The following is a 13,733-nucleotide window of genomic DNA, read 5'->3' as shown; positions in this document are numbered from 1 at the left end:
TCGGTCGGCACCGAGACTTGAAATGCGAGGGCGGTTGTCAGGCACAGCCGCCCTCTTGCATTTGCGCCTGACTTGCTTTTGCCGCGCGCGTGCTCATCTTGGTCTGATGAACCCCGGCGCGCACCCTGGCAGGAGATGAAGTGTGGAGATTCGCGAACAAACCAATCCGTCCGGCGGACGCTATGTCGCAACCCAGGACGGCTTTGAGGCGGAGATGACCTATTCCCGCGCTTCCCCGGGTCTGGTAATCATCGACCATACCGGCGTTCCCGACGCCCTGCGCGGTCGCGGTGTCGGTCAGGGGCTGGCACAGCACGCCGTTCAGGCGGCGCGCGACGGCGGCTGGAAGATCATTCCTCTCTGTCCCTTCTTCAAGGCGCAGGTCGAGCGCAACCCCGACTGGCGCGACGTGATCCAGGGCTGAAGACGCTTCGACCGGGAAGCAGGCTTCTCGTGCAAAAGGGCCGAGTTCTCATGAGCGAAGATCAAGCGCACTATCCACCCGTGGATCCGGTCCGCGTCGGCCTGCGCGGCCGTTGCCCGCGCTGCGGGCAGGGGGCCCTGTTTGACGGTTTGCTGAAGCTGCGGCCGCGCTGCGCCGCCTGCGGGCTCGATTTCGCTTTTGCCGACAGCGGCGACGGCCCGGCCGTCTTCGTCATGCTGATTGCCGGTTTTCTGATCCTTGGCCTCGCACTGTGGCTGCAGATCACCTACGACCCGCCCTTGTGGCTGCAGGCGCTCTTGTGGCTTCCTCTGACCACCATCATCTGTCTGACTTTGCTGCGCCTGTTCAAGGGGGTCCTGATCGCCTTGCAATACCGCAACAAGGCCGCCGAGGGCCGGTGGGATCGCAATGCCTGAAGAGAGTGCACCGCTCCGCGCCAAGCGCGGCAACCGGCCCGGCGACCGGCACGGCGACCGGCCCGGCGACCGGCCCGGCGACCGGCCCGGCGAACGGCGTGGTCCCGGCTGGCTCGTCTCGCTGCCGGCGCTTGGCGTTTTCGCGGTGCTGATCGCGCTTGGCACCTGGCAGGTCCAGCGTCTGGCCTGGAAGGAAGATCTTCTTGCCGCCATAGCCCAGCGCAGCCAGGCCGCGCCCATCACCGTTGACGCGGTGCTGGCCCTGCAAGCGGCTGGCGAACCGATCGCCTATCGCCGCACGCAAGCGCAAGGCCGCTTCCTGCATGATCGCGAGCAGCATTTCTTCGCCACGCACAAGGGCGCCAGCGGCTATTACGTCTACACGCCGCTCGAGCGGGCCGACGGCTCGGTGCTGTTTGTCAATCGCGGGTTCGTGCCGATGGCGCTCAAGAACCGCGAAGACCGACCGGGTGCCGGCGCCGGCACAAACGAAGTGGTCACCGTCACCGGCCTGGCCCGCGAGACATTGTCCGACAAACCGTCCTGGCTGGTGCCGGACAACGATCTCGACCAGAACATCTTCTATTGGAAGGACATCGCCGCCTTCACCGCAAGGGCGGGGATTGAACCGGATCGCGTCCTCGACCTGTTTGTCGATGTCGAAGCGCCGGATCCGGACGCGCCGCCGCGCTGGCCGCAGGGCGGCGTGACCATAATCGATCTGCCCAACAGTCATCTGCAATACGCCGTGACCTGGTACGGGCTGGCGCTGACGCTGGCCGTGGTCTTCGCCATCCGCTTTTTCCCCCGGCGTCGGTGACGGCGGAGCGGCAGTGACCGCCGGCAGCTTTTGCGCGCGTGCGTTTGTTCTCCATCTTGACAGGAGCCCGGGCCAGTCTGTCTAAGGGCCGCAGAAAATGCGGCGCAAGGCTGCCCGGCGCCTGAACTGAAGGACATCATGGCTGACAGCAAATCCCCCCTTACTTTGCGGCTTTGCGGCCCGCGCGGATTCTGCGCCGGCGTCGATCGCGCCATCCAGATGGTCGTCCTCGCCCTCAAGAAATACGGCGCACCGGTCTATGTCCGGCATGAGATCGTGCACAACCGCTTCGTTGTCGAAGGGCTCGAGGCGCAGGGCGCCGTCTTTGTCGAGGAACTTGATGAGATCCCGCCCGAGCATCTTGGACAGCCGGTGATCTTTTCCGCGCACGGAGTGCCGAAATCGGTGCCCGAAGACGCCGAGCAGCGTTCTCTGTTTTATCTTGATGCCACCTGCCCGCTCGTCTCCAAGGTGCACAAACAGGCCATGCGCCACGCGCGCCTCGGGCGCCATGTCGTGTTGATCGGCCATCGCGGCCACCCCGAGGTGATCGGCACCATGGGCCAACTGCCGCCGGGCGCCGTGACACTGGTCGAGACTCTCGCCGACGTGGATGCCTTTGTGCCCGCCGATGCCGAGGCGCTCGGCTATGTCACGCAGACGACGCTGTCCGTCGATGACACGGCTGACGTGATCACCGGGCTGAAGCGGCGGTTCCCGGCCATCACGCCACCGGCTGCGGAATCGATCTGCTATGCCACCACCAACCGCCAGGAAGCGGTCAAGCAGGCCGCGCCCGGCTGCGACCTGTTCGTCGTTGTCGGCGCCCCCAACTCCTCGAATTCCCGCCGTCTCGTCGAAGTGGCATTGAAGGCCGGCGCCCGACGATCGATGCTGTTGCAGCGGGCCGCCGAGATCGATTGGGACGACATTGGCGAGATCACCACGCTCGGCCTGTCTGCCGGCGCCTCGGCGCCGGAAGTGGTCGTTGCAGAAATCATCGAGGCCTTTCAGCGGCGCTTCGACGTCACCATCGAACTCGCCGAGACGGTGCAGGAGAACGAGAATTTTCTCGTCAACCGCGAGCTGCGCGATGTCGATCTGACCGCCGCCGACATGGCGTTCGTCAACGGGGCAGGGTGAGATGGCCGTCTATACCGACGTCACGGAAGAGGATCTGTGCGCCTTGCTCGCCGCCTATGATGTCGGCACGCTGCTGTCCTACAAGGGCATTGCCGAAGGCGTCGAAAATTCCAATTATCTGCTGCGCACATCGGCCGACACATTCATCCTGACGCTCTATGAAAAGCGCGTGAACCCGGATGATCTGCCGTTTTTCCTCGGCTTGATGGATCATCTTGCGGCCAACGGCCTGACCTGCCCGCAGCCCATCCGCCGCCGCGACGGCGCCGCGCTGAGTACGCTGGCCGGCCGCCCTGCGGCGTTGATCTCGTTTCTCGACGGCGCCTGGCCGCGCAAGCCGACCGCCGCCCATTGCCGGGAGGTCGGCCGGGCACTGGCCCGCATGCATCTGGCCGGCGAGGGCTTTGCGCTGCACCGTGAGAATGCGCTTTCCGTCGAGGGCTGGCGGCCGCTGTGGAACCAGGCAAGCGACCGTGCCGATGAAGTCGAGCCGGGCCTCGGCGCCGAAATCGAGGCGGAACTGACGCGGCTCGAGGCGGCATGGCCCGCTCCGCCGTCCGGCGATGCCTCGGCCGATGCGCTACCCGCCGGCATCATCCACGCCGATCTGTTCCCCGACAATGTCTTCTTTATCGGCGAGCGATTGTCCGGCCTGATCGACTTTTATTTCGCCTGCAACGACCTGCTCGCCTACGATCTCGGCATCGCCCTGAATGCCTGGTGCTTTGAGGCCGATGGTGCCTTCAACCTGACCAAGGGCATGGCGCTGCTCGATGGTTACCAGAGCCGCCGCCCCCTGACGCCGGCCGAAAGCGACGTCCTGCCGCTGCTGGCGCGCGGCGCGGCTCTGCGCTTCCTGCTCACCCGGCTTTACGACTGGCTGGCCACCCCGCCCGGGGCTCTGGTCGTCAAGAAAGACCCGCTCGAATATCTCAGGAAGCTGCGTTTTCATCAGGGCGTGCAGAATGCCAGCGGTTACGGTCTGCGCCCGGCTGCCAAGTCGCGGCAGGCACAGGGAACCTCATCATCGTGACGCGGGTCGAGATCTACACCGATGGCGCCTGCTCCGGCAATCCCGGTCCCGGCGGCTGGGGCGCGGTGCTGCGGCACGGCACCACCGAGAAGGAATTGTCGGGAGGCGCGGCCCAGACCACCAACAACCGCATGGAACTGACCGCCGCCATCGAGGCGCTGAACGCCTTGAAAAGGCCATGCCAGATCGATCTCTACACCGACAGCAACTACGTCAAGGACGGCATTTCCAGCTGGATCGAGGGCTGGAAGCGCAATGGCTGGAAGACGGCCGCGAAAAAGCCGGTGAAGAATGCCGAGCTCTGGCAGGCCCTGGAGACGGCGCGACAGCGTCACGCCGTCACCTGGCACTGGGTCAAGGGTCATGCCGGTCATCCTGAGAATGAACGCGCCGACGCCCTGGCCCGTGCCGGCATGGCGCCCTACAAGCGGTAGGGTCCTGCCCCTGGGCGGGCGAGGGGCTGATTTTCTCAGAGTTGATCGAGCAGGGCGGCGGCTCCGGAGGCCACGGCCTCGCCCGGGCTGTCTTCAACGTTCAGGGCAGTGACCTTGCCATCCTCGATGATCATTGAGTAGCGTTTCGAGCGCTCGCCAAGCGTGCCGGCCGACAGATCCGTTTGCATCCCGAGGGCCCGGGTGAAGGCGCCGTCCCAATCCGACAGGAACCGGATCTTGCCCAGGCCGTCGGTCGATTTGGCCCAAGCGCCCATGACAAAGGCATCATTGACCGCCACGACTGCGATGTCATCGACACCCTTCGCCAGGATCGCGTCACGATTTTCCAGATAGCCGGGCAGGTGATTGCGGTGGCAGGTGGGTGTGAAGGCGCCCGGCACGGCGAACAGGACCACTTTGCGGCCCGACGTCAGGCTCTGGATGCTGACCTCCTGCGTGCCGTCGGCCGTGGCTTCCTTGAGGGAAACTTCGGGCAGGCGATCTCCAACCGATATGCTCATTCTGCGTTCCTTTCTTCTGCTTGTCCGCCGTAAAAGTGCGGCGCTGAATCTTCTCTAGACTCTTTCCGGCCGCAAATCGACATCAGCCGCCCGGGGTCAGTGAGACCGTCGTCTCAACCGCGCGTCGCCCGATTGACAGCACCGTGTAAAAGCCGTTTTTAGCCGTTTCGGGATTGTCCGGCTGGCGGATCACAGGCACCGAAAACCTCGCCTCCTCGCCATCGTCGCCGAGCAATTGGGCGGCGCCGAATATCCAGCCCTCGCCACTGGCAATGAACAGGTCTGGCGCCGCGGCGCCGGGCCGGAACTCGGGCAGGCGGGCCACGACATGCAATTGGCCGGCGCCCTTTTCGCCCGCTCCCGCCTGATAGCGCAGCGACTGCACCTTGAAATCCGCCTGCGGGGCGGACGGCAGGGCGCGAAACGTTGCGGCCACCAGCGCGCTGTCCCCGGCGCTGGCCGCGCTGTTCGCCGCCGCGGGGATCGCGAGCGAAAAATGGGTCTGGAAGGGGATGCAGATCTTCTCGCAGATTCCGACGAATATGTCGGCTTCGAGCTGCGCCGCACCCTGGCGCGAAAATTCCAGGCCGAATGCCACCGGCTGCGTGTAACCGGCCCACACCGAGTAACCGTCATCGACCTGGCGTGGCGCCGGCAGGCGCAGAGCCTCAAGTTCGATGCCGGTGCTGTGGTCCAGCGTGATCTGCGGCGGAACGCCGCTGCCGCCGGGATCGATCCAGTAGGTCTTCCAGCCAGGCTCGAGATCGATCTCGAGCACCCCGCGCGTGATCCCTTGCGCATTGGCGGCAGGGTCGATCACCAGGCGCATGCGACCGCCCTTGGTCGTGGCCCAATCAGTGGCGAGCGCCAGGGCTGCTTCGCTGCTCAACAGGAACAGGATCGCGGCGGCAAATGCCGGAACCGAGCCCGCCGATCGGATCGGTCGATCCATGCCCGAAAGAAACTGTCTGGTCTTCATCATTCCTGCTGCCTAGCCCGCCGCCGCATCGAAATAAAGGCCGAAACGCCGTCCCGAAATCATTTCATTGTGAAGGCAATGCAACGGCATCCCTTCTCGGGCGTTACACCTCTTAATCCTTTGCAAGCTTGGAAAGTCTGTTACGCTGTGGCGATGACGAGACCGGAACATCATCTTCAGCCGCGAGAGCGCGGCGCACTCGACGGGCATTTCCTGGTCGCCATGCCGGGCCTTGAGGATGAGCGCTTCCACCGCACCGTGATCTTCATCTGCGCCCATTCCTCCGACGGCGCCATGGGCTTTGTCGTCAACCGGATGCAAGGCATGCGTTTCCCGGATTTGATGCGCAAGCTGGAGCTCGAAAAGTCAGGCACGAAACTATCGGCGGCGCTGGCCGAAGGTGCCGGCGTGGATTTTCCGGTGCTCGCCGGGGGTCCGGTGGATACCGGTCGCGGCTTTGTCCTGCATTCTCACGACTACCACAGCCAGTCGACGATGCCGGTCAATGACGATCTCTGCCTGACAGCGACCATCGACATCCTGCAGGCGATCCATCAGGGCGTCGGGCCGGATCGTGGCATCATGCTGCTTGGCTACGCCGGGTGGGGACCCGGGCAACTGGAAGAGGAAGTGGCCGCCAACAGCTGGCTCAGCTGCCCCGCCAGCGAGGATCTGGTTCTCGACCTCGAAATCAGCGATAAATATGAGCGCGTTCTGCGCATGATGGGGGTGGCGCCCGAAATGCTGTCCAGCCAGGCGGGGCACGCCTGAACCGGCTCAGCGTGCGTCCGGAAACCGCTCCTTGAGCAGCCGCAGCGCTGCATCGGCACCGATCGGCGGCCCGTAGATGAAGCTTTGTGCATAATCACAGCCCATCTCCGCCAGCACGGCCGCGTCGCTCTCATTGGCCACGCCCTCGGCAACAATCTCCATATCCAGGTTCTTGGCCAGCGTGACGATCGAATTGAGCAAGATCGCCTGCCGCTCGTCCGGATTGCTGACCAGCGCCTTGTCGATCTTGATCGTCGTGAAGGGAAAGCGTGTCAGATAGGAGAGGGACGAGTGGCCGGTGCCGAAATCGTCGAGCGACAGCCCGATGCCGGCCTCGCGCAATTTCTGCAGCGTCACCATCGCCTGCTGCGGGTTGTGCATGACGAGGGATTCGGTGACCTCGAGCTTGAAGCGGCGGCGGTCACAGCGCGTGTCCTCGATCGTGGCGATCACGTCGGCGCACAGATCGATATTCAACAGCTGCGCCGTCGACAGATTGACCGACATGAAGATCGGCAGGTCGCCGGCGGCGCGCATCCATTCGGCAAGATCCTCGGCCGCGTGCCGCAGCGCGTACATTCCGAGTTGCAGGATAAGGTCGGAACTCTCCGCCACCGGAATGAACTCCGACGGGGACACGGTGCCGCGCTTTGCGTCTTCCCACCGCAGCAGCGCTTCGAACCCGGCAATCTCGGCATCCTTCATGCGCACGATCGGCTGGTAGACGAGTGTAAGTTCGCGCCGGTCGATCGCCTTGCGCAGATCCTGTTCGAGCCGCTGCCGGTTGCTGCCCACGGTGCGGAACGCCGGACGGAACGGTTCGATGCGGTTGCCGCCAAAGCGCTTGGCCTGCGCCATGGCGAGCTCGGCATCCTTCATCAGCTCTTCGGCCACCGCCTCGTTGCCGACCCAGGTCACCAGGCCGACCGAGGCGGTGAGGCGGATCTCCTGCTGCGCGAAATCGATCGGCGCCGAGATCACCTTGGTCACCGCTTCCGCCAGCGCCGCCACCCGGCCCGCATCCTGTTCCGACAAAAGGATCAGCCCGAACTGGTCGCCGCTGATCCGCGCCAGTGAATCCTGCGGCTTGAGCAACCGCTTCAAGCGCCGTGTCAGCGCCAGGAGAACCGTGTCCCCGACCGACATGCCATGCTTGTCATTGACCTTGCGGAACCCGTCGAGGTCGATCATGAACACCGTCGGACGCACCTCCGGATGCGCTTCCGCCGTCGCGATCGCCATTTCCAGCCGGTCGATGAAGATCTGCCGGTTGGGCAGGCCGGTCAGATTGTCATGCACCGCATCGTGCAAAAGGCGGGTCTCGGCGACCTTCTGTTCGGTGACATCGACGATCGTCCCGACACAGCGAATGACCTCGCCCGTGCTGCCCAGCACCGGGCGGATCCTCAGGGCCAGCCAGTGATAATGCCCGTCCTCGGCGCGGATGCGGAACTCGTGACACAGGCGCCCCCGCCGATGCTCGATCAGCGCGTCGAGCGTGGTACGGAAGCGGTCGCGATCATCGGGGTGAACATGCGGCAGCCAGTTGCGCACCGGCCCGCTCAGATGATGCGGTGAGTAGCCGAAGTTCGGCGAAATGTCGGGGATCGTCACCAGCTTGTTGCGCAGCACGTCCCAGTCCCAGACCGTGTCGCCCGATCCGCTCAGCGCCAGCGCCTGCCGCTCCATGTCGGAAAACAGCCCCTGATGGAAGGCTCCGCCGGCAAAGCTGTGCTGCACGACCGTGAAGCCGAGCAGAAGCACGATCAGCACCAGGGCGCCGCCAAGCGCCGGCTGCGCGATGTCGTTCGACAGCCGCCCGGAGATGGTCATCCAGGCCGCCACCACCCAGAACAGCACCAGCACCCATGTCGGCACCAGCATGATGGCCCGGTCGTAGCGATTGACGCCGAGATAGACGATCAGTCCCAGCCCTGCAGCGGCCGTCGCCCCCAGCGACAGGCGCGCGATGCCGGCGGCAACCTGCGGATCGTAGATCGCCACGGCGAAAAGACCGGCGAGGCCAAACAGCCATGCCGCCATCGCGAAGGCCAGATTGATGTGCCAGCGATTGAGGTTGAGATAGGCAAACAGGAACAGGACCAGCCCTGTGGCAAGAAACACCTCGGTGCCGGCGCGCCAGATCTGCTCGTCCCCCGGGGTGATCGAGATCAGCTTTGAGAGGAATCCGAAATCGACACTGACATAGGCCAGCACCGCCCAGGCGAGGGCGGCGGTCGCCGGCAGCATCGATGTGCCCTTCACCACGAACAGGATGGTCAGGAACACCGCAAGCAATCCGGCAATTCCGAGCACCACACCGCGATACAGCGTGAAGGCGTTCACGGTATCCTTGTAGGCGTCCGGCTCCCACAGATAGATCTGCGGCAATTCGGGCGTCGCCAGCTCGGCAACGAAGGTCACCACACTGCCGGGATTGAGGGTGATGCGGTACACATCGTCTTCGTCGCTCGGCACCTGATCGAGCGCAAATCCTTCGCTCGGCGTGATGCTGAGAATGCGCTTCGAGCCGAGATCCGGCCATGCGAGGCCCGAATTGACCAGCCGGAAATGCGGCGCCACGATCAGCCGGTCCAGCTGTTCCTCGGACACATTGGCAAGCGCGAACACCGCCCAGTCTCCGCTGTGTTCCGGCGTGCTGGACCGCACCTCGATGCGCCGCACGATTCCGTCAGCGCCCGGTGCCGTCGACACCTGGAAGGCCTCGCCGCGGCCGCGGTAGATTTCGGTGGTCGCCGTCAGGTCGAGCGCCGTCGCCTCGCGGCTGATCCGCACCGGCTCGAGCGCCTGCGCCGCCCCGGCCAGCATCAGCGAGGCGCCGATCAGTGCGATCACGGAGATCACAAGCGCCATCAGGACGCGCCATGACTGCCTCATTGCACCCGCCCCGCGGCTGATGAAGGGGGAGTGCCGCCGGGGTCCCGACAGATGCGTCCGCTCCCCTCGCGCCTGGTCGCAATCGTCACTGCAGTCCCGCCTCATTCACTCGCCTTTGCCGCCCCGCGCGCCGCCTGCCAATCCTCTGCGATCAGCGCATAGAGCAGATGGTCCCGCCAGGTACCGTTAATTCGCAGATAGCCGTGCAGGTAGCCTTCTCGGCGAAAGCCGGCTTTTTCAAGGAGTCGCGAACTGCGTCCGTTCTCCGGAATACAGGCCGCCTCGATACGGTGCAACCGCAACGCGCCAAAGATGTGGGGAACGAGCACCGCCAGTGCGTCCTGCATCAATCCCTGGCCGGCATGCGGCTCGCCCATCCAGTAGCCAAGCATGCAGCTCTCCGAGGCCCCCCGGCGGATGCTGCCCACCGTGATGCCGCCGGCCAGAGCGCCGCTGCTTTTCAGGAAGATGAAGAACGGCGCCGCCCGGCCCTCGGCCCGGTCTCGGTCATACCGCCGGATCCTGTGGCGAAATGCCGTCGCGCTCAGATCATCGGAGGGCCATTTCGGCTCCCACGGCTCGAGAAATGCGCGGCTATGGGCGCGGAGCGCCCGCCAGGCCGAAAAATCGCTTTGCTGCGGCGGGCGCAACACGACACGCGCGCCCGTCAGTTCGGGCGTGCGGCGCCGAGCAGAGCGAAGGCGGAAAGGCAGGCGGGGCAACGGAGCACGCAGGTGCTTTACTCGGCGGCTGCGCGCGCCGGGCGCACGCCCGACAGCGCCTTGTGCATGTCGTCGGCCATCAACAGCGGATCGATCGGACCGACGGCGGAGACGGTCAGCGGTGTGTCGAAGAACAGCCGTCCGGCGAGATCCGTCAGCCGCTGCGGCGTGATCGCATCCAGGCGGTCCATCAATTCGCTGTTGTCGACCGGGCGCCCGAACAGCAGCATCTGCCGCGCGATCTGGCTCGCCCGGGCCGCCGGGCTTTCCTGCGCCATCAACAGGGCGGCGCGCGTCTGTGCCCTCGAGCGGTCGATTTCGCTGACATCGATATGGTCAGCCACCCGCGCCAATTCCTCGAAGATCACGGGCAGCAACTCGCCGAGATCCTCGGCGCCGGTGGCCGCATGCACCCCGAACAGCCCGGCATCCGAAAAGCCCCAGTGAAAGGCGTAGACCGAATAGCACAGCCCGCGTTTCTCCCGCACCTCCTGAAACAGCCGCGAGGACATGCCGCCGCCGAGAATATTGGCCAGCACCTGCGAGGCGTAGAAATCACGGGCCTGGTAGGCGCGGCCTTCAAAGCCGATCATCACCTGCGCATCCATCAAATCGCGCTTCTCGCGGTATTCGCCACCGCTGTAGCGCGCCTCCGGCACGCTTGCCACAGCCGGATTGCTGGCATCGACAACGTCGCCGAAGCGTTCCTCGACGAGCCGCACGAAGGCATCATGATCGACCGCGCCGGCCGCCACCACCAGCATCCGGTCGCCGGTGTAATGCTTGTTGAGATAGGCGCGGATCTGGTCCGAGCGGAACGACTGAACGGTTTTCGCCGTGCCCAGTATCGGCCGCCCGATCGTCTGGTCGCGAAAGGCGGCCTCGGTGAAGCGGTCATAGACCACGTCATCCGGCGTATCGTTGGCAGCGCCGATTTCCTGCAGGATCACATGCTTTTCGCGTTCCAGTTCGGCCTCGTCGAACACCGAATGCGTCAGGATATCGGCAAGGATGTCGATCCCGAGCGCCACGTCGTCCTTCAGAACACGCGCATAAAAGGAGGTGGTCTCGGCCGAGGTGGCAGCGTTCAGATCGCCGCCGACATTCTCGATTTCCTCGGCAATCTGCCGCGCCGTGCGCCGCTTCGTGCCCTTGAAAGCCATGTGTTCGAGCAAATGAGCGATGCCGTGTTCGCTGGCGGTCTCGTCGCGCGATCCGGCGCGCACCCACACGCCCATGACCACGCTTTCCAGATGTGCCATCGTTTCGGTTGCAACTGTCAGGCCGTTGGCGAGCCTGGTGATACGTACTTTCATTCCTGCATTTCCGGTCACTGGGCCGCCCGCGCACGTGCCAGGATATGGGCCTCGACCCGCCCCTGATCTGCGGGCAGGACGTCGAACCGTTCCTCCCTTTGCATCAGGTCAGTGAGACATGCCGGCAGCGCCGGGTCAATAGCACAGGCAGATTTTACGGCATCCGGGAATTTGGCCGGATGCGCCGTCGAAAGAGCCACCATCGGCGCCGATTTCCTGACCGATTTTGCCGCAACGCACAGCGCCACCGCCGTATGCGGGTCGACCACATAGTCGAGATCGGCATGGACCTCGGCAATCTTCGCCTTGACCTGTTTTTCACTGGCGCGTCCGGCGGAAAATTCGCGCTTGATGCTTTTCAGCGTTGCCGGCGCCAGATCAAAACCCCCGGACTGCCGCAATTGGCCCATCGCGGCGCGCACCGCTGCCGAATCCCGATCCGAGGCCTCGAACAGCAGCCGCTCGAAATTCGACGAGATCTGGATGTCCATCGACGGCGAGGTGGTGGCGGAAACACCGCGCGTCTCATAGCGGCCGCTGCGCAATGTGCGCGCCAGAATGTCGTTCTCGTTGGTGGCGATCACCAGGCGCGACACCGGCAGGCCCATGCGCTTGGCGCCATAGCCGGCAAAAATATCGCCGAAATTGCCGGTCGGCACCGTGAAGGAGATCTTGCGGCTCGGCGCTCCCAGTGACACCGCGGCCGAAAAATAATAGACGATCTGGGCCATGATGCGCGCCCAGTTGATCGAGTTGACCCCCGACAGGCGAACCCGGTCGCGAAAGGCGCCGTGCCCGAACATCGCCTTGATCAGGTCCTGGCAGTCGTCGAAATTGCCCTTCACCGCCAGGGCGTGGACATTGGCGCTCTGCGAGGTGGTCATCTGCCGCTGCTGCACCTGCGACACCCGGCCTTCGGGAAACAGGATGAAGATATCGGCTCGCTCGCGACCGGCGAAGGCGTCGATCGCGGCACCGCCCGTATCGCCCGAGGTGGCGCCGACGATCGTCGCCCGCTCGTCACGTTCGCTCAGAACATGATCCATCAGCCGTGCCAGCAACTGCATGGCGACATCCTTGAAGGCCAGCGTCGGGCCGTGGAACAGTTCCAGCACGAAACTGTTGGCGCCGGTCTGCACCAGCGGGGCCACCGCCGGATGCCGGAAGGTGGCATAGGCCTCGTCGATCATCGCCCGCAATGCGTCAGGCGCGATCTCGTCGCCGACAAACGGCGAGATGACGCGGAAGGCGATCTCCGCGTAGCTCTCGCCGCGCATGGCGCGGATGTCGCGGCTGGAAAACTGCGGCCACTCGCGCGGCACGTACAAGCCGCCATCGCGGGCCAGCCCGGCAAGCAGTGCATCGCTGAAACCGAGAGACGGAGCTTCGCCCCGGGTCGAGATATATTCCACTGAAGGTCCTCGTGCTCAACGTCGCGCCGAACGTCCTGGCAGGTGGACGCGGCGGGTTTGAGATGACATAACGCCGGTCTTAGTTCCGCCGCGCGGGTGGTATAGACCAACCCATATTGACATGCAAAGGCCCCGTGAGCGGCGTATCGGGGTGATCTTGAGGGTGAAGTCAGTCGTGTTCAAATCCTTCTCGCGTACCGGTGCAGCCCTTGTGCTCGCCGCCTTCCTTTCCGCCTGCCAGTCGGCCGACCCGGCCAGGATTCTCTCTCCCGGCGGAGAGCAGGCGGGCATTGACCCGACCACCGCCGCACCCGTCGTTCAGGGCAAATGCCCGAAAGTCTATCTGCGCGAGGGGACCGCCTATTTCCGCACCTATACGAAAAATGGCGAGGGCGACCCGGAGCAGATCATTCACCAGGCGATGATCGCCGACACCACCCGCCAGTGCCGCCTGAGCGGCAGCGATCTGCGCATGACCGTTCAGGCCTCCGGGCGCGTCGTCGCCGGTCCCGCCGGCGGTCCGGGCACCGTGACCTTGCCGGTGCGCGTCGCCGTCGTTCAGGACGATGTCGTGCAATATTCCCAATTGCAGAAAATTGAGGTCACCCTGCCGCAGGGCGCCGCCACCACGCAGTTTCTTGTCACCGATTCAGAGGTGACACTGCCGGCCAGCGCCGCCGGCGCCTCGCGGGTCTGGATCGGTTTTGATCCGGGACCCTACGATACGCCCTGATACGCCATGATACGCCATGATACGCCCTGATCCGCCCTGATCCGCCCCGATATGCATTGCCGTGAACCGGTGCCGCATGCCGGGATCGGA

At 64.7% G+C, this 13,733-nt stretch carries 14 protein-coding genes; 8 read left to right on the top strand and 6 right to left on the bottom strand.

The window, feature by feature from the left end; genetic code table 11:
• The first annotated feature begins 142 nt into the window (after positions 1-142).
• The 6 genes from KY465_RS06550 to rnhA all read left to right on the top strand — a co-directional run bounded on the left by KY465_RS06550 (position 143) and on the right by rnhA (position 4,291).
• Positions 143-424 (top strand): GNAT family N-acetyltransferase, encoded by a 282-nt coding sequence (locus tag KY465_RS06550; protein WP_219200897.1) that lies wholly within the window; start codon positions 143-145, stop codon positions 422-424.
• Between the two features lie 50 nt (positions 425-474).
• Positions 475-861: a DUF983 domain-containing protein gene (locus tag KY465_RS06545; protein WP_219200896.1), complete on the top strand. Its 387-nt coding sequence runs from the start codon at positions 475-477 to the stop codon at positions 859-861.
• Entirely contained in the window at positions 854-1,681 is an 828-nt protein-coding gene (locus KY465_RS06540) for an SURF1 family protein (RefSeq protein WP_219200895.1), read from the top strand. Before KY465_RS06545 ends, KY465_RS06540 begins: the two co-directional genes overlap by 8 nt.
• 138 nt (positions 1,682-1,819) lie before the next feature.
• The gene (gene ispH / locus KY465_RS06535) at positions 1,820-2,824 is read left to right on the top strand and encodes a 4-hydroxy-3-methylbut-2-enyl diphosphate reductase (RefSeq protein WP_255561508.1); all 1,005 of its coding nucleotides are present in this window, start codon (positions 1,820-1,822) and stop codon (positions 2,822-2,824) included.
• 1 nt (position 2,825) lies between these two features.
• Positions 2,826-3,857: a homoserine kinase gene (locus tag KY465_RS06530; RefSeq protein ID WP_219200894.1), complete on the top strand. Its 1,032-nt coding sequence runs from the start codon at positions 2,826-2,828 to the stop codon at positions 3,855-3,857.
• On the top strand, positions 3,854-4,291 hold the full coding sequence (gene rnhA / locus KY465_RS06525; RefSeq protein ID WP_219200893.1) for a ribonuclease HI: 438 nt from the start codon (positions 3,854-3,856) through the stop codon (positions 4,289-4,291). Before KY465_RS06530 ends, rnhA begins: the two co-directional genes overlap by 4 nt.
• Positions 4,292-4,326: 35 nt before the next feature.
• Here rnhA and KY465_RS06520 read toward each other — a convergent pair whose 3' ends face one another.
• Entirely contained in the window at positions 4,327-4,812 is a 486-nt protein-coding gene (locus tag KY465_RS06520; protein ID WP_219200892.1) for a peroxiredoxin, read from the bottom strand.
• Between the two features lie 82 nt (positions 4,813-4,894).
• Positions 4,895-5,794: a protein-disulfide reductase DsbD domain-containing protein gene (locus KY465_RS06515; protein ID WP_219200891.1), complete on the bottom strand. Its 900-nt coding sequence runs from the start codon at positions 5,792-5,794 to the stop codon at positions 4,895-4,897.
• A gap of 150 nt (positions 5,795-5,944) precedes the next feature.
• On the opposite strand from KY465_RS06515, the gene KY465_RS06510 reads away from it, so the two are divergent.
• Complete coding sequence (locus tag KY465_RS06510; protein WP_219200890.1) at positions 5,945-6,562, top strand: YqgE/AlgH family protein; 618 nt, start codon at positions 5,945-5,947, stop codon at positions 6,560-6,562.
• A gap of 6 nt (positions 6,563-6,568) precedes the next feature.
• Here the strand turns inward: KY465_RS06510 and KY465_RS06505 are convergent, their stop codons facing one another.
• From KY465_RS06505 to thrC, 4 genes are all read right to left on the bottom strand, one after another.
• The gene (locus KY465_RS06505) at positions 6,569-9,460 is read right to left on the bottom strand and encodes a putative bifunctional diguanylate cyclase/phosphodiesterase (protein WP_219200889.1); all 2,892 of its coding nucleotides are present in this window, start codon (positions 9,458-9,460) and stop codon (positions 6,569-6,571) included.
• Between the two features lie 101 nt (positions 9,461-9,561).
• Complete coding sequence (locus tag KY465_RS06500; protein ID WP_219200888.1) at positions 9,562-10,182, bottom strand: GNAT family N-acetyltransferase; 621 nt, start codon at positions 10,180-10,182, stop codon at positions 9,562-9,564.
• Between the two features lie 17 nt (positions 10,183-10,199).
• Positions 10,200-11,498: a M16 family metallopeptidase gene (locus KY465_RS06495; RefSeq protein WP_219200887.1), complete on the bottom strand. Its 1,299-nt coding sequence runs from the start codon at positions 11,496-11,498 to the stop codon at positions 10,200-10,202.
• A gap of 14 nt (positions 11,499-11,512) precedes the next feature.
• Positions 11,513-12,910, bottom strand: a complete 1,398-nt coding sequence (gene thrC, locus KY465_RS06490) for a threonine synthase (RefSeq protein WP_219200886.1) — start codon at positions 12,908-12,910, stop codon at positions 11,513-11,515.
• 175 nt (positions 12,911-13,085) lie between these two features.
• Between thrC and KY465_RS06485 the strand changes: the two genes are divergently transcribed.
• Entirely contained in the window at positions 13,086-13,643 is a 558-nt protein-coding gene (locus KY465_RS06485; protein ID WP_219200885.1) for a hypothetical protein, read from the top strand.
• Positions 13,644-13,733 lie beyond the last annotated feature (90 nt).

The organism is Neohoeflea coraliihabitans, from assembly GCF_019334345.1.
In the GTDB taxonomy this organism is placed as follows: domain Bacteria; phylum Pseudomonadota; class Alphaproteobacteria; order Rhizobiales; family Rhizobiaceae; genus Pseudohoeflea; species Pseudohoeflea coraliihabitans.
This window is presented reverse-complemented; position numbering and strand designations above follow the sequence as displayed.